Source organism: Nocardia sp. NBC_01730, assembly GCF_035920445.1.
GTDB lineage: Bacteria > Actinomycetota > Actinomycetes > Mycobacteriales > Mycobacteriaceae > Nocardia.
Genome location: NZ_CP109162.1, coordinates 5,316,274 through 5,331,629, shown reverse-complemented (window position 1 = coordinate 5,331,629; position 15,356 = coordinate 5,316,274). Strand labels below are relative to the sequence as shown.

At 67.3% G+C, this 15,356-nt stretch carries 17 protein-coding genes; 6 read left to right on the top strand and 11 right to left on the bottom strand.

Translation table 11 applies throughout. The features are described 5' to 3' along the window. Positions 1–16: 16 nt before the first annotated feature. The 5 genes from OHB12_RS21985 to OHB12_RS21965 form a co-directional block, all read right to left on the bottom strand. Complete coding sequence (locus OHB12_RS21985) at positions 17–1,060, bottom strand: alpha/beta fold hydrolase (RefSeq protein WP_327110459.1); 1,044 nt, start codon at positions 1,058–1,060, stop codon at positions 17–19. Between the two features lie 93 nt (positions 1,061–1,153). Then, positions 1,154–1,444, bottom strand: coding sequence for a DUF2516 family protein (locus tag OHB12_RS21980; RefSeq protein ID WP_327110458.1), 291 nt, complete (start codon positions 1,442–1,444; stop codon positions 1,154–1,156). A gap of 81 nt (positions 1,445–1,525) precedes the next feature. Then, the gene (locus tag OHB12_RS21975; RefSeq protein WP_327110457.1) at positions 1,526–2,185 is read right to left on the bottom strand and encodes a heparin-binding hemagglutinin; all 660 of its coding nucleotides are present in this window, start codon (positions 2,183–2,185) and stop codon (positions 1,526–1,528) included. Beyond that, positions 2,182–2,688 (bottom strand): helix-turn-helix domain-containing protein, encoded by a 507-nt coding sequence (locus tag OHB12_RS21970; RefSeq protein WP_327110456.1) that lies wholly within the window; start codon positions 2,686–2,688, stop codon positions 2,182–2,184. The genes OHB12_RS21975 and OHB12_RS21970 overlap by 4 nt, the downstream gene beginning before the upstream one ends. A 104-nt stretch (positions 2,689–2,792) precedes the next feature. Then, complete coding sequence (locus tag OHB12_RS21965; RefSeq protein ID WP_327110455.1) at positions 2,793–4,127, bottom strand: DUF445 domain-containing protein; 1,335 nt, start codon at positions 4,125–4,127, stop codon at positions 2,793–2,795. Between the two features lie 234 nt (positions 4,128–4,361). Between OHB12_RS21965 and OHB12_RS21960 the strand changes: the two genes are divergently transcribed. The 3 genes from OHB12_RS21960 to OHB12_RS21950 all read left to right on the top strand — a co-directional run bounded on the left by OHB12_RS21960 (position 4,362) and on the right by OHB12_RS21950 (position 8,033). Then, complete coding sequence (locus OHB12_RS21960) at positions 4,362–5,045, top strand: TetR/AcrR family transcriptional regulator (RefSeq protein ID WP_327110454.1); 684 nt, start codon at positions 4,362–4,364, stop codon at positions 5,043–5,045. 282 nt (positions 5,046–5,327) lie between these two features. Beyond that, complete coding sequence (locus OHB12_RS21955) at positions 5,328–6,746, top strand: ABC1 kinase family protein (RefSeq protein ID WP_327110453.1); 1,419 nt, start codon at positions 5,328–5,330, stop codon at positions 6,744–6,746. A gap of 36 nt (positions 6,747–6,782) precedes the next feature. After that, on the top strand, positions 6,783–8,033 hold the full coding sequence (locus OHB12_RS21950; RefSeq protein WP_327110452.1) for a saccharopine dehydrogenase family protein: 1,251 nt from the start codon (positions 6,783–6,785) through the stop codon (positions 8,031–8,033). A 93-nt stretch (positions 8,034–8,126) separates the two neighbouring features. Here OHB12_RS21950 and OHB12_RS21945 read toward each other — a convergent pair whose 3' ends face one another. Next, entirely contained in the window at positions 8,127–8,849 is a 723-nt protein-coding gene (locus tag OHB12_RS21945; RefSeq protein WP_327110451.1) for an LmeA family phospholipid-binding protein, read from the bottom strand. Positions 8,850–8,948: 99 nt separating this feature from the next. On the opposite strand from OHB12_RS21945, the gene OHB12_RS21940 reads away from it, so the two are divergent. Continuing rightward, positions 8,949–9,557: a hypothetical protein gene (locus OHB12_RS21940; RefSeq protein ID WP_327110450.1), complete on the top strand. Its 609-nt coding sequence runs from the start codon at positions 8,949–8,951 to the stop codon at positions 9,555–9,557. 12 nt (positions 9,558–9,569) lie between these two features. Here OHB12_RS21940 and OHB12_RS21935 read toward each other — a convergent pair whose 3' ends face one another. The 3 genes from OHB12_RS21935 to OHB12_RS21925 all read right to left on the bottom strand — a co-directional run bounded on the left by OHB12_RS21935 (position 9,570) and on the right by OHB12_RS21925 (position 11,495). Further along, entirely contained in the window at positions 9,570–10,376 is an 807-nt protein-coding gene (locus tag OHB12_RS21935) for a class I SAM-dependent methyltransferase (RefSeq protein ID WP_327110449.1), read from the bottom strand. Then, positions 10,346–10,867, bottom strand: a complete 522-nt coding sequence (locus OHB12_RS21930) for a DUF2505 domain-containing protein (RefSeq protein ID WP_327110448.1) — start codon at positions 10,865–10,867, stop codon at positions 10,346–10,348. Before OHB12_RS21930 ends, OHB12_RS21935 begins: the two co-directional genes overlap by 31 nt. A 142-nt stretch (positions 10,868–11,009) precedes the next feature. Next, a complete protein-coding gene (locus tag OHB12_RS21925) occupies positions 11,010–11,495 on the bottom strand; it encodes a DUF2505 domain-containing protein (RefSeq protein ID WP_327110447.1) in 486 nt (161 codons plus the stop codon). A 39-nt stretch (positions 11,496–11,534) separates the two neighbouring features. Between OHB12_RS21925 and OHB12_RS21920 the strand changes: the two genes are divergently transcribed. Both OHB12_RS21920 and OHB12_RS21915 read left to right on the top strand, forming a co-directional pair. Further along, the gene (locus OHB12_RS21920; RefSeq protein ID WP_442800121.1) at positions 11,535–12,614 is read left to right on the top strand and encodes a UDP-N-acetylmuramate dehydrogenase; all 1,080 of its coding nucleotides are present in this window, start codon (positions 11,535–11,537) and stop codon (positions 12,612–12,614) included. 84 nt (positions 12,615–12,698) lie between these two features. Continuing rightward, positions 12,699–13,919, top strand: coding sequence for a L,D-transpeptidase (locus OHB12_RS21915; RefSeq protein ID WP_327121340.1), 1,221 nt, complete (start codon positions 12,699–12,701; stop codon positions 13,917–13,919). Positions 13,920–13,987: 68 nt separating this feature from the next. Here the strand turns inward: OHB12_RS21915 and mscL are convergent, their stop codons facing one another. Further along, positions 13,988–14,431 (bottom strand): large conductance mechanosensitive channel protein MscL, encoded by a 444-nt coding sequence (gene mscL, locus OHB12_RS21910; RefSeq protein WP_327110445.1) that lies wholly within the window; start codon positions 14,429–14,431, stop codon positions 13,988–13,990. 137 nt (positions 14,432–14,568) lie between these two features. After that, the gene (locus tag OHB12_RS21905) at positions 14,569–15,303 is read right to left on the bottom strand and encodes an SDR family NAD(P)-dependent oxidoreductase (protein ID WP_327110444.1); all 735 of its coding nucleotides are present in this window, start codon (positions 15,301–15,303) and stop codon (positions 14,569–14,571) included. Positions 15,304–15,356: the final 53 nt, after the last annotated feature.

Here is a 15,356-nt window from a genome sequence, read left to right as displayed (position 1 = left end):
TCGGGGCCGGTCGCGGTCAGCCTGCGATGTCGGCCTGTGTGGGCTTACGCACCGCCGTGAGCAGCCGCGCGAGTTCCTCGTTGAACTGTTCATAGGCCTCGACATTGCTGAGGTGGCCGGTCGGTAGCACCTCGTAGCGCACGGAACTGCCGGTCTCTTCGAGCATCTCGACGATCCGCAGGGAGTGGACCGGCGGCGTCATGTCGTCGAACTCGCCTGCGAGCACGGTAGTGGGCACCACCAGGAGGCGCGCCGACTCGCCCACGTCCAATGTGGCTAGCAGGAAGCCGAACTTCGAGCGCACCCACACGCGACATGAACGCACGATGGACATGCTGAACTCCAGCTCGTCGCCCTTCGCCGCGATGCTCATGATCTGGCGCGCGAACAGCCAGCGCATCGGCGCGATGGGCGGGAAGAGCATCGGGGCGCCGAGGCCGAATCTGCCGAACAGAAACGGCAGCGGCACCTTCAACTGCAGCAGTCGCAGCGGCCGGTTCAGCAGCGGAACGACGGTGGTCTCGACGATCAGCCGGTCCGGCGCGGTGTTGGTCAAGAGCGCCGCGAGTGCTTGTTTCGCGACCCGGTCGGGGTAGCGCGCCGCCCACGCTTGCAAGGTCATGCCGCCGAGGCTGTGTCCGACCAGCACGGCTCGCTGTCCGGGCGCGAGCGCGGCATCGAGCACCGCGGCCAGATCGTCGGCCAATAGGTCTGTGCTCAGCTTGCTGGAGCCGTACTCGCTCTCGCCGTGGCCGCGCTGGTCGTAGGCGATCACGCGGTATTCGCCCGCGAAGGCGTTGATCTGCGGATTCCAGTATTCGAGGCAGCAGGTCCAGCCGTGGATCAGCACGATGACGGTACGGTCCGCCGGACCGTAGGCGTGCGCGCGCAGCAGGGCGCCGTCTCGGGTGCGAATGGGGATCACTTCGTGCGCGACCGCAGGCGGGTTCAGCGCCGCGGTCTGGTACGTGCGGGAACGCAGGTCGGCACGGCGTGCGTCGTGTAGGTCCCGGAGCTGGCCCGGGAGGTTCGCCAACGCGGTCGGCAACATGGCACGCATCGGACACTCCTTTGTGTTACTGCTAGATACAGTAAGCCCGATTCGCGCCGCTTGCCAGTGCGAGCACCGGAGGAGTTCTCCGGATCTACCGTTTTACCAGCGCGGACCCCGCTGAACCTCGTCCACTCTCGGTCGCACGTCGGCCAGGTAGACCCCGGTAGCGATGATCGCGGCGAAGGAAAGCAGGCCGAGACCCGCGGGCGAGAGGAGTAGCACGAGCATGGCCACCCCCAGAATCGCCAGCCAGATCGGCTTGGTCAGTTTGTCCACCGCGGTAAATGCGTCCGGACGCTGACGCACGGCGTGGATCAGCGCGAAAATCGTCGCACCGAGCGCGGCCAGCCACAGCGCCAGCAGGATCATCCCGGTCAGTCCGTGCACCATGTTCACCCCCTCATGATAGAAGCAACGCCCCCGCACATCAGGGTGTGCGAGGGCGTTGGAACGGGGTTATCCGCGTGGAATTCAGTCGTTCTTCGGCGCGGCCTTCTTCGGTGGAGCCTTCTTGGCCGCGGGGGCCTTCTTGGCCGGAGTCTTCTTCGGCGCGCCGTTGGCGGCGGGGCCCGGGGTGGACTCGGTGGTCACCTCGACGACCTCGGCCTCGACGACCGAGTCCTCCTCGGTGTCGGCCGCGGCCCTGCCCGGGCGGCCGAGCAGTCCGTTCACGCGCTCGAGCACGTCCTCGGCGCGGCTCACCGCGTCGCCGTAAAGGGTCTCGACCTTGCCGATCCGGTCCTCCACCAGGTGGCTGGCGCGCACCCGCTCGACTGTCTCCTCGCCGCGCACGGCGAGGTCGGAGTAGATGTCGAGCGCCTGGCGGTAGTACTTCTCGGCCAGCGCGCGCAGTTCCTCGGCGGTGAACTTCTCGCGCAGCTCGGCGAGGTCCTCCGGCAGCTCGGAAGGCAGGCCGGCGAGCCGCTCGCGCAGCGACTCGAACTGAGCCTGCACGTCGGCGGGCACGGTGGAGAAGCGCTCGCGCGCCTCCTCTACCCGAGCCTGCACCTCGCCTGCGGCCGCACGCTCGCGCACCTGCGCGACGACGTCGTTGACCGCGGTGTAGAGGGCGTCACCCGCGCCGACGGTGGCGAGGAGTGGCTTGGTTACGGTGGCGTTCTTCTCGGTCATAGTGTTTCGTTCTCCTGGCGTGGCGGAGTGTCGGTTGTCGTGAGCGGAACGTCGCTGTCCCATTCATCCCCCCCTGCCTCGTTTCCTCCGTTTTCCCGGCGAAACGATTCGTAGATTTCCAGCAGCACCTGCTTCTGCCGCTCACTGATCGACGTGTCGGCAAGCAGGGCATCCCGGACCGGACTGTGCGGCCGCTGCTCGAGATAGCCAGCCCGTACGTACAAGACTTCCGAGGACACCCGCAGCGCCTTGGCGATCTGCGTGAGTACTTCGGCGGACGGATTGCGCAATCCGCGCTCGATCTGACTGAGGTACGGATTGCTCACCCCCGCCAGCTGGGCGAGTTGGCGTAGCGAAACTTGCGCGGCTTCTCGCTGCGCCCTGATGAAGCCTCCGATGTCATGCGCCGCGCTGGCCACGCGACCCCCTCGTTCTCCGGCGCCGGACGATCGCTCGTCCGAACTGCCGGTGTACTCGGCGGAAACCTCGGGCTGGTCTGCCATCACTCACCTTCTGGCGGTTGTACGGGTTCGATTCTAGGACAGCGTGCTAGCTATTGCAAGCACTCTGTTAGCACTGCATCGGCAAACGTCCGGCCGCTACAGGGTCAGCCGCCGAACATCAGATGGGAAATCGTGTAGATCACCAGTCCGGCAAGCGAGCCGACCACTGTGCCGTTGATCCGGATGAATTGCAGATCCCGGCCGACCTGCAGTTCGATCTTCTTGCTTGCTTCCTCGGCATCCCACCTGGCAACCGTGTCGGTGACCAAGGTGCTGATTTCACCCGCATAGTTTTCCACCAAGTAGCGAGCGCCGCGGTCGATCCAGCCGTCCACCTTCGCGCGCATATCGGCATCGTCGCGCAGCCGCTCGCCGAGCTGTTGGACGTTCTCGGCGACCTTGCGGCGCAGCGTGCTGTTCGGGTCGTCGGCCGACTCCAGGATGAGGCGCTTGGCCGCACGCCAGGTGGCCTTGGCCATCCCCGTGATTTCCTCGCGGCCCATGATCTGCGCCTTGATCCGCTCCGCCTTCTTGATCATGGCGTCGTCGTGTTGCAGGTCGTCGGCGAACTCCTCGAGGAACCGATTCGCCGCGAGGCGAACCTCATGCTCCGGGTTGGCGCGGATCTTCCAGGTGAACTCGACCAGTTCCCGGTAGATCCGTTCGGAAAGCAGGATGTTGACGAATTTCGGTGCCCATTGCGGCGCATCCCGCAAAACGATCCGGTCGATTGTCTCCTGCGAGCCGAGCGCCCACTGGTGCGCGCGCTCGGCAAGCATATCCAGCAGCGGCAGCTGGCGGTTGTCGGCGAGCAGCTCGGCGAGCACCCGCCCGATCGGCGGACCCCACAGCGGCTCGGCGATCCGCTTGACGATGGTGCTGTCGATGACCTGCTCCACGTCCTCGTCGCGCAGCACCCCGACCACCGCGCGCAGAATTGTGGAGCTCTCCTGCGCCACCCGGGCGGCGTGGTCGGGATCGGCCATCCAGCGCCCGACCCGCCAGGAGACCCGCGCGGAGTTCACCTTGGCCGAAACCACCTCCGGCGCAAGGAAATTCGTGCCGACGAAGGTGCCGAGGCTGGCACCGAGCTGGTCTTTCTTCTTCCGGATTATCGCGGTGTGCGGAATGGGCAGGCCGAGCGGGTGCCGGAACAGTGCGGTCACCGCGAACCAGTCCGCCAGCGCGCCGACCATGCCCGCCTCCGAGGCGGCTCGCAGGTAGCCGACCCAGTCACCGCCCGCGCCACGCGATTCCGTCCACCGGCAGAACAGGTAGATTGCCGTGGCCAGCGCGAGCATGCCGGTGGCGAGTGCCTTCATCCGCCACAGGTCGCGACGTTTGGCCGCCTCGTCGAGCACGGCGGCGAAGCCGAGGGGTGCGGCGGCAGGCGCGGCGGGGGTGTTCAGAACCGCAGTGTCGCCGGGAGCTTTCTGCATGCCTTCCATTCTGCTGCGCCGCGCGTGGCGGCGAGTTCACGCGCAAATATCGCGCGGCGAGTTCGGATCGCCGACCCGGACGTGTGGTTCCTGCCGCATCCGGCTCCAAACACGCATATCACCGGTTGTCGGGACCTAAGCTGGTAGCGGTCGGACCAGTTACGAACGAGGGAGCCTGCGCTGTCCACCGAAGACCTTGTCGACATCGGCGACCACGCCGAGCTACCGTCGGCGGTGCGCGGCGGCCGGGTGGACGGCCGCAAGCGCCGGTGGCGGCAACACAAGATCGATCGTCGCGAGGAACTCGTAGACGGCACGCTGGCCGCGGTCCGTGTCCGCGGCAGCAATGCGGGCATGGACGAGATCGCCGCCGAGATCGGCGTCTCCAAGACCGTGCTCTACCGCTACTTCTCCGATAAGAACGACCTGGTCCACGCGACCATGCAGCGGTTCATCGAGACCACGCTGATGCCGAAGGTGTACGGCGCGATCAGCCTGGAAGCCGACGAGTACCAGCTGGTCCGCTCGGCATTGGCCGAGTACGTCGGCACCGTCGACGAGGATCCCGAGGTCTACCGCTTCATCATGGGCAACGGTTCGGCCGATCAGTCCTCGCTCGCGGAGTTCGAGAAGCTGTTCGCCGAGGTGGTGTGCACGGTCATCACCGATCGCGCGCGGGAACGCGGCATCGGGACCGAGGGCGCGGCGCTGGCGTCGTACGTGCTGGTCGGCGGCATCCAGCTGGCGACGCATTGGTGGACGACGAACAAGTCGCTGGCTCGCGAGGACGTGATCGACTACCTGACCATGCTGGCATGGAGCGCCATCGAGGGCATGGCACGCGCGGGCGGCTCGCCCGCGGTGTTCAATGCGCGGCCGCACGTGCTGCCGACCCCGGATTCGACCACAGGGACCTGATCTCACCCGCCTCCGGGCTGTTCGCCCAGGTGCTAGCTGGACTGCTTGCTGAAGTTCACAGGTGCGTTCTACTTTGCTGAAACGTTGGCTAGTCTGAATCCCGAGCGGTGCGCCGAGTGCGCTGCGTCACGGCCCGCGCGGTATCCGATGGCAGTCTGCGCGGGACGCTATGTGGCTACGCAAGCTACCGCCTGCGCGTCCGTCGCTCCGAGCAGTATTTGATGGCGGTCTGCGCGGGGACGCGTCCGTCGCTCTGACCGCGGCACCAACGGAGGTACCTCGATGGCGAAGCAACTACCGACCTCTCGCCTTGCTCGTGGCACCAAGCTGGGTGCGGTCGCAGCTGGTTCGGTGCTTCGCACGCAACGAGCGCGGCTGACTATGCGGGGCAGGTCCGAGGCCGTCCGGGCGAAAATGGCCGAGGAATCCATGCTTCGCACCACCGAGCAGGTGGTCATGGTGCTGGGCACCATGAAGGGCGTGGCGATGAAGCTCGGGCAGATGATGTCGGTGCTCGATCTCGATCTGGTTCCCGAGGATCACCGGGAGCGGTTCCAGAAGCGGCTGGCCGTGCTGCGCAATGCGGCGCCGACAGTCTCATTCGAAGCCATGCGCCAGGTGATCGAGGACGACTTCGGCAGACCGCTGGAGGCGGTGTTCACCGAGTTCGAATCCGAACCGGTCGCTGCCGCCTCGATCGGTCAGGTGTATCGGGCGCGGCTGTACGACGGCAGACAGGTCGCGGTGAAGGTGCAGTACCCGGGCATCGACGTCGCGGTGCGCGCGGATCTGAAGAACCTCGCTATGTTTCGACGCGTGTTGCAGTCCGCGATGCCGTGGGTGACGCCCGCCGTGCTGGAGGAACTACGGCTGAACATGGAGAGTGAGCTCGACTACCGGGCCGAGGCCGCCACCCAGCTGCAGATCGCCGAGCTCTACGCCGGGCATCCGTTCATCGTGGTGCCGCGCTCGCTGACGGAACTCAGCACCACACGGGTACTGGTCACCGAGTATGTGGAGGGCAAGGGCTTCGAGGAGATCCGGCAGCTGCCCGCTGCCGAACGTGACCGGATCGGCGAGATCATCTACCGGTTCTACGTCGGTTCGCTGTTCACGTTCAACGAGTTCTGCGGCGATCCGCACCCGGGCAACGTCCTGCTCGCCGCCGACGGCCGGGTCGGCTTCCTGGATTTCGGGTTGTTCAACCGAATGGATCCCGAGCACGTGCGGTTCGAGCTGATCTGCCTGCGCGCCGCGGCCGAGGACCGCGCCGAAGATCTGCGGCGGTTGATGATCGAACGCGGCGTGATCGATTCTCCGCAGGAGATCACCGCCGAGGAGTGCCTGGAGTATGTGCTCGCCGCCTCGGAGTGGTGTCTGATCGACGAGGAGCTGATGATCACGCCGGAGCTGGCCAGCGGCGCGTTCCTGCTCGCGGTCGACCCGAGGGCCGGCGAGTTCGCCGGCATGAAACAGCAGAACTTGCCGCCGGAGCATTTGTTCTCCCGCCGTGCCGACTTCCTGACCTTCGGCATGCTCGGTCAGCTCGGGTGCACAGCGAACTGGCATCGCATCTCCAGGGAATGGCTCTACGACGAGCCGCCGGTCACCGAGCTCGGCGTTGCGCACCACGCCTGGCTGGCCGACCATCCGCCGGTCGCGCCGAAACGGCCGCGGGCGCGAAAGAAGACCACCAAGTAGCCGCCGCCAGGCGACATGACCGCAGAACGGAAGACCATGGCAGACACTCGGGAATTCGACCTCGTCCTGTTCGGCGCGACCGGTTTCGTCGGCGCGCTCACCGCCGAGTACCTCACCGGCGCCGCGCCGGAATCCGCGCGCATCGCGCTGGCGGGCCGGTCGCTGGACAAGCTCACCACGGTCCGAACCGAACTCGGCCCGAAGGCCGCCGACTGGGGTTTGGTGGTGGCCGACTCGACGGACCGAACCGCGCTCGACGAGCTGGCCGCACGCACCAAGGTCGTCGTCACCACCGTCGGCCCGTACCTGCGCTACGGGATCCCGCTGGTGGCGGCGTGCGCCGAGGCCGGGACTCATTACGCCGACCTCACCGGTGAGCCGCTGTTCATCCGTGACGCCATCGACGGCTATCACGAGCAGGCCGGCGAGACCGGCGCGAAGATCGTGAATTCCTGTGGTTACGACTCGATTCCGTCCGACCTCAGCGTCTACCAGCTCTACCGCCGCTCCGTCGAGGACAACACCGGCGAGCTCACCGACACCACGCTGGTGGCCTCGCTCAAGGGCGGGGTCAGCGGCGGCACCATCGATTCCGGTCGGGCCATGATGGAGGCCATCGCCGCCGACCCGGCCAAGGGTTCGGTGCTGTCGCACCCGTATTCGCTGAGCCCGGACAAGTCGATGGATCCGGATGTGGGCCGCCAGTCCGATCAGGCGCTCTCGCGGGCGAATGCCATCGACCCGAGCCTCGACGGCTGGGTGAGCACCTTCGTCATGGCCGCGCACAACACCAAGATCGTGCGCCGCACCAACGGGCTCCTCGGGTGGGTATACGGCAAGAACTTCCGCTACCGCGAGGTGATGAGCGCGGGGAAGTCGCGGATGGCGCCGCTGGTGGCGGCGGGTATGGCGGGCGGCATTGTGGCGACGATGACGGCGGGCGCACTGCTCTCGCGGGCCTCCGCCGGCCGCAAGCTGCTCGACCGGGTGCTGCCCAAGCCGGGCACCGGTCCGAGCGAAGCGGAACGCAACAGCGGCTGGTTCAGCATGAAGACGTTCGCGCACACCACCTCGGGTGCCAAGTACGTGGCGACCTTCTCCGGCAGTGGCGACCCGGGATACCAGGCCACCGCGGTGCTGCTCGGCGAGAGCGGTCTGTGCCTGGCATTCGACACCGACAACCAACCAGCCCTCGCGGGCATCCTCACCCCGGCCGCCGCGATGGGTGACGCACTTACCGATCGGCTCCGTGCGGCAGGCATGACCATCACCGTCGAACGCGCCTGAGGGGCGCCCCGCGCCACTGAGCGGCGAAACCTAAGTCGGTCTGCCGCAGTCATGTGCACTCCTCGGACGCGCGATATGTTCGCGGGAGAGGGTTCAGCAGCGCACGTTGTTGGTGTTGTTGTCGGCGGACGGCAGCTCGGTGCGCCCGCCCGCGAGCTCGACGGCGATGCCGGAGTCGGTGACCTTTATCTCGGTCGGTTGCATGCCGAGCGGGTAGCTCTGCAGGCTCTGGGTGAACACGTCGACGATGCCCTGGACCAGATCGGCGGGCAGACCCATGCCGAGCAGCTCCGCCGACATCGTCTCCACTTGCACCACCCCGTTCTGGATCTGCGGCTTCACATGGAGTTCGGCAAGTCCGCCGAGCACCTTCAGGCTGATCAGGCCCGTGCTCGCCGAGGAACTCACGCCACTGACCAGGCCGCCGAGCGTCTCCTGGATGCCCTCGTTGCTCCAGGTGACATCGGCGGAGGAACTGTTGATCACGCCGCCGCCGTGGTCGGAGACATCGATGTCGCGGAAGACGGCGTGGACCACCATCCCGACGGCAGGGCCGAATTTGCTGTCGTCGCTGGTCACCCGCACCGAGGGCACCTTGCCGTCGATCCATGTGATCAGCATCGGCTTGGGACCGAAGCGCACGTCGATCTTCGACCCCAGTTCCTTCTCGAATTGTGTGCTGATGCACCGCGAGACCATGTGCCTGGCGTATACCTCGCCGCCGACCAGCACCGTGGCGAGCAGAGTCGCTACCACGATCAGCGCGATCAGCAGGGCCCGCCGGTTGATCGTCATTTTGGACGGAGAGTTCGTCATGGCACCGATTCTTCCCGACCTTTCTGTGCCGCCTCTGTGGACGCATTGAGGGGTTCGAATGTGACATATGACACAAGCATCGGGCGTAGCCTGATGCGCATGGCTGGCGATGCGGCGGCCCGCGCGATCGAATCCGCGGAGCAGGGATGGCGGGTTCTGCGGCGCTGGGCGGGTCTGCACGCCGGCTTCTTCACCACCAGGCAGGTGCTGCGCACCGGGTGTGCGGCGCGGGTACGGGCTGGGCTTGGCGACGGGTCGGTGACCAGGGCTGGGGTGGGGCTGCTGCGGCTGGCCGGATGGCCCGAGGGCCCGCTCGACGAATACGCGATGTGGGCGGCCTGGTTCGATGGGGCCGCGGCTGTCTCCCATCAGAGTGCGGCGGAACTGCACGGCCTCGGGCGCCTGTGCCCGAGGTTCTTGCACTTGTCGGTACGAGCGGGTCGCCCGCCCGTGGCGCCCCGGCTGGTGGTCCTGCGCCGTTCGCTGGTCGCCGCCGACGTGGAATCGGCGGGACCGTTCCTGGTGACAACCCCCGTGCGCACGGTGCTCGACCTGGCGGAAGCCGATATCGCGCAGGCCGCGTTGGACGAGGTGGTCGCCGACGCGGTCGCCATCCACCGTTGTGCCGGCGAGGAGATCCGGGAGGCCGGGACGCGATTGCCGCCACGCGCGGCGACGAGGGTGTACCGGGCGCTCGCGGTGGCGTGAAGGTCTGTCGGGTCAGCTGGTGGCGGTGGGTTCCACGGCCCACCACGGCACCGAGAGCACGTTGTCACGCAGGCGGCGGCGGTAGCGGCGGACCGGAAAACCCTCCTCGCGCAGGAGCTCCGCGGCCGCGCGCCAGCGGACCCGAGGACCGAAGGGCGCCAGCGTCGCGGCCCGAGCCCACGCGCGGTCCGCGGCGGCAAGCAGGGCGTGCACCGGCTCGCCAGGGATGTTGCGGTGGATCAACACCTTCGGAAGACGTTCGGCGATGTCGGAGGGCCGATCGACCGTGAAGGGGTCCCAGGCCAACGTGAGCGAGCGCGGGCCCGCACGGTCCAGCAGGACCCACGCGCAGCGGCGACCGAGTTCGTCACAGGTGCCGTCGACCAGCAGGCCGTCGGGTGCCAGCCCGGAACGGATAGTCGACCAGGCATCCGGAACGGCCGCTTCCGGATACTGCCGCAGCACGTTGAACGCACGCACCAAAACCGGTCGCAGACCGGCCAATTCGAATCCGCCGCGTGCGAAGGCGACGCCGTCACGGCCGGGCACCACCCGCTGCGGGTCGATCTCGAGTCCGACCACCCGCACGTCGGCACGGACCCTCTGCAGCCGCGCCGCCAGCTCGAACGTGGTCCACGGGCTCGCACCGTAACCGAGGTCGACCACCAGCGGATCTGCGGTGTCGCGAAGCCGGGTGGCGACCAGCTCGTCGTGGATCAGCCAGCGGTCGCTGCGGCGCAGCCGGTTGACGCCGGTAGTGCCGCGGGTGATGGTGCCGACCGGTTTGGTCAGCTGGTGGGGTGGCGTTCTTCCAGCCACTGAACGGTGAACTCGGCCTCGGCGCGGAACAGGTCGACCAGGTTGACCAGGATCAGCTGCTCCAAACGCGGGCCGACCATCGGGATGAACACCTTCGCCTCCGAGGAGAAACGCATGGTGCAGCCGGTTTCGGTGGGGAAAAGACGGATCGTGCCGGTGAGGCTGCCCGGCCCTGCTGGAATGGACGCCGAGTACTTGCCGGTGATCTCGTCCGGTCCGTAGGGACCGTAGGTCTCCTTGCGGGTGATCACCATGTCCTTGCGCATGACCGTCTGCGCGATCTCCGGCAGCATGTCGCGGGGCAGGATGTGATGCAGTTCGAGTTCGATGCCGCCGTCGCCGGCCTCCAGCCTGGCGACCTCGTTGCCGGGCGAGTATTTCCGCATCTCTATCATCCGCGCGCCCCAGTAGTCGCGGTTCGACAGCGCCGCGTACAGCTCTTTTGTGGTGTGCAGCGGGTAGCGGGCTGAATAGTCCAGTCGGCGTGCCATGGGCTCACACGTTACTGGGTGTGGTAGCGGATACCGCTACGCGCGGGTGCTCGCTGCGCTCGCTTATGACTTCACCCGGCCGGGCCGCGGGAAACAACGGCGGACGAGCCCGCCGCCGGGCAGGCTCGTTCATCGGCGGCAATCAGTGCGACGCGAGCCAATTGCCGGTGAACTCTTCCTCGTTCTTCAGCAGCTCGGTGAGGTGCTCGGCGATCGCGTTCTCGATCTTTCCGCCGAACAGCGGGATCTTCACCTCGATGGTGCCGTCGGTCGTTGCGGTGGCGCCGGAGCCGTCGGCGGCCAGCGTGATGGTGCCGCGCACCTCGGCGGGCGCGCCCTCGACGCGGGCCTCGAAGGTGGCCGAGTCGCCGGTCCAGTGCTCGACGCGCGGAATGATCAGGTCGCCTGGGCGCACCGCTGTGATCGCGGCGGGCAGCAGCTCGGCGGCGATGGCCTGCACCAGCTCGGCGCGCACCTGGTCACCGCTGACCGTGATCGACTCCAGCCGGGCGTTGGGCCCGCCGACCTCCGCGACGCGGTCCTTCCAGTACTGGTCGCTTGTTAAGGCCGCGCGCACGGCGGCGAGGGAATGTGAGTAATGGGCCGTGTACGCGAGCGGTGTAGCCATGGTCGGACACGCTACCGTCTGGCTGTGCGAACTTCACGGGTGGTGCTGTCGGATCTACTCGCCGACACCGGTGCGCGGCTGCGCGTCTCGGTGCGGCTCGCGGAGCTGACCACGCTGCGGGTGGGCGGGCCCGCGACCATTGCCGAATGCGTGACGACCGAAGCGCTGATCGCGACGGTGCGCGCCCTCGACGCGGCGGGTGTCCCCGTGTTGCTGCTCGCCGGTGGCTCCAATCTCCTCATCGGCGACGACGGCTTCGACGGCGTGGTGGTCCGGGTGGCGACGACCAGGGTCGAGATCGGCGCAGACGGTGTGCTCGCCGAGGCGGGTGCGAACTGGGACGAGGTGGTGCGCGCGACGGTCGCCGCGGGATTCGGCGGGCTGGAGTGCCTGTCCGGCATCCCCGGTTCGGCGGGCGCGACGCCGGTGCAGAATGTGGGCGCCTACGGGGCCGAGGTTGCGCACCTGCTGCGCCGGGTGCGCCTACTGGACCGGGCCAGCGGCGAGATCCGCTGGGTCGCTCCGGAAGAGCTCGGGTTCGGCTACCGCACCAGCGTGCTGAAGCACCGCGACGACGCCGTGGTGCTCGCGGTCGATTTCGCGCTGCGCACCGACGGATCGAGTGTGCCGCTGCGTTACGGCGAACTCGCCACCACCCTCGGCGCCGCCGACGGCGAGTCCATGCCTTCGGCGCAGGTGCGGGACGCGGTGCTGGGACTGCGCGCGGGCAAGGGCATGGTGCTCGACCCCGTCGACCACGACACCTGGAGTGCGGGCTCGTTCTTCACCAACCCGGTGGTCGCCGCGGACCGGGTGGCGCAGGTGCGGGCCGCGATCGCCGCCCATGTGGGCGACATCACGGTGCCGACTTATCCGGCGCAGAACGGGGTCAAGTTCTCCGCGGGCTGGCTGATCGAGCGGGCGGGTTTCGCGAAGGGCTTCCCCGGTGCCGAGGCACCCGCTCGGCTGTCGACAAAACACACGCTGGCACTGACCAATCGCGGCGGCGCCAGTGCCGCTGATCTGGTGGCGCTGGCGAGGACCGTGCGCGACGGTGTCGCCGAGCGGTTCGGTATCCGGCTGGAGCCGGAACCGGTCACGGTCGGCGTCACGCTGTAGCCCCCGGGTGCCCGACGCCACATGCTTCGGTAACCGGGCCGGCCGTGCGCCACGCGTAGATTCGAAGAAGTGAGCAACCGTTCCATGATTCTCCGACCGGTTGTCGCGGTGTCGGTTGTGCTGCTCGTGGTTGTCGCCTTGGTAGCCGGATGCGCGACCGACCGCGGCGGCGAGTCCGACCGCGGCGCCGGTCCGATCGCCAAGACGACATTGGCACCCGCCGACGACACCGAGAACGTCAACCCGACCGTGCCGGTCTCGGTGACGGTCAGTGACGGCACGATCGACCAGATCGCGCTGACCAATGCCGCGGGCAAACAGGTCAGTGGCCAGCTCGCGGCGGACCGGCGCAGCTACACGATCACCGAGCCGCTCGGCTACGACGCCACCTACACCTGGTCGGGCACCGCTGTCGGGACCGATGGCAAGCCGATCCCGATCGACGGCTCGTTCCGTACGCTCGCGCCGAAGAACACGGTTCCCGCGACCGTCAACATCGGCGACAACCAAGAGGTCGGCATCGCGGCGCCGATCATCCTGCAGTTCAAGACGTCGGTGCAGAACAAGGCCGCCGTCGAAAAGGCGCTGACCATCACCACCGACCCGCCTACCGAGGGCGCGTGGGCCTGGTTCCCGGACGACAACGGCTCGCGGCTGCATTGGCGTCCGAAGGACTATTGGGTGCCGGGCACCACGGTGCATGTCTCGGCGAAGCTCTACGGGCTCGACCTGGGCAACGGCAATTACGGGTACTCCGATCTGACCTCGGACTTCCGCATCGGGCGCAGCCAGATCGTGAAGGCGAACGCCCCGAGTCATCGCATGCAGGTGGTCCGCGACGGGCAGACGGTGCTCGATTTCGCGGTCAGTTACGGCGAGGGCAACGAGCCGCGTAATGTCACCAGGTCCGGCGTCCACGTGGTCACCGAGAAATACGAAGACTTCATAATGTCGAATCCGCCGTTTTACACCAACGTGCGCGAACGCTGGGCCGTCCGTATTTCCAACAACGGCGAATTCATTCACGCCAATCCGGAATCGCTGTCGGCGCAGGGTTCGGCGAACGTGACCAACGGCTGTATCAATCTATCGCCCGGTGATGCCCAGGCCTTTTTCCCGACGGCACTCTACGGTGACCCGGTCGAGGTGACCGGCACCTCGATCCCGCTTTCGGCCGCCGACGGCGACCTCTACGACTGGACCATTGACTGGAACACCTGGAAGAGCATGTCGGCCCTGCAGGGCCAGCCGTCGGCCGTCGTGTCGGCGACTCCGGTGCCGCCCCAGCCCGCGGGCGGTCGCTGACGGTCCGACCTGGCGCGGGTGCTGGGGCGTCGACCGGCCACCGCGCGGCGGTGAATCCGGCTGACGTGCTAGTGGACTTTCGAGTCCTGCGCTTCGATCCTGCGGTCCGCTGCCTGCTCGGCGCGCACTGCTTCGTGGCGCTCGGCGAGCAGGTCGCGGATCTCGATCAGCAGCTCGGTCTCGGTCGGCTCGGCCGCCTTGGTGGTGCCGAAGCGGTTCTTGATCGTCTTCATCGGCAGGATCAGCACGAAATACAGCACGGCGGCGACCATGACGAAGTCGATGGCTGCCGTGATGATCGGGCCGATGGCGATGAAAGTGGCCGGTTTGTCGGAGATCAGCTGAACGCCCAAGCCGAGTTCGTTCGTGCTGCCGAACACCGCGAGCAGGGGATTGACGATCCCTTTCGTCACCGAGGTGACGATTGCGGTGAACGCGGTGCCCATAACGACAGCGACCGCGAGATCGATGACGTTCCCGCGCATCAGGAACTCTTTGAACCCCTTGAGCATAAGCCGAACAACTCCCATCCGATGTACTTCGCCTGTCCATCGGATGCTAATGGTTGGGGCCGCTCAGCGAAGCCTCGGCAACTGGAGGCCGGATGCCGCACCGCAACGTGGTAATTCCTTTTGGCCATAACTCCTGGCTAGTCGCGGCGAGCGAATCGGCCCGCGTCCGCTTGGTCGCGCGGCTTGATGATGATCTGGTCCAGATTGACGTGCGGAGGCCGCGACGCGACGAACCCGATGACCTCCGCGATGTCCTGCGCGACCAGCGGGTCGATACCTTCGTACACCTTCGCCGCGCGCTCGCCATCACCACCGAAGCGGACCAGCGAGAACTCGGTTTCCACTGCGCCGGGGGCGATTTCGGTGAGACGCACCGGCCGGCCGAGCAGCTCGCCGCGCAGCGTGCGGTGCAGCACGGCTTGGGCGTGCTTCGCCGAAGTGTAGCCGGAGCCGTTGTCGTAAGCGGTGAACGCGGCCACCGACGTGACGGTGACGATCAGCCCATCACCGGAGGCGATCAGCTTGGGCAGCAGGGCTTTCGTGACGCGCAGCGTGCCGAGCACGTTGGTCTCCCACATCCAGCGCCAGTCGTCCAGGTCGGCCTCGGCGACCGTGGCGAGGCCCTTGGCGCCGCCCGCATTGTTGACCAGCACGTCGGCGCGCTCGACCGCCTCGGTGAACGCCCGCACCGACTCGTCCGAGGTGACATCGAGTTCCAGTGCGGTGCCACCGATTTCGTCGGCGAGGCGCTGCAGGCGGTCGAGCCTGCGCGCGCCGACATAGACGTGGTAGCCCTGTTCGGCCAGCTCTCGGGCAGTGGCCTCGCCGATACCCGAGCTGGCCCCGGTGACGACGGCGGTGCGAGTACTCATAGCCCCGATCCTAGGTGCCGGGTGTTTGCCGGGCCCGACGCTGTCGCCGGGAT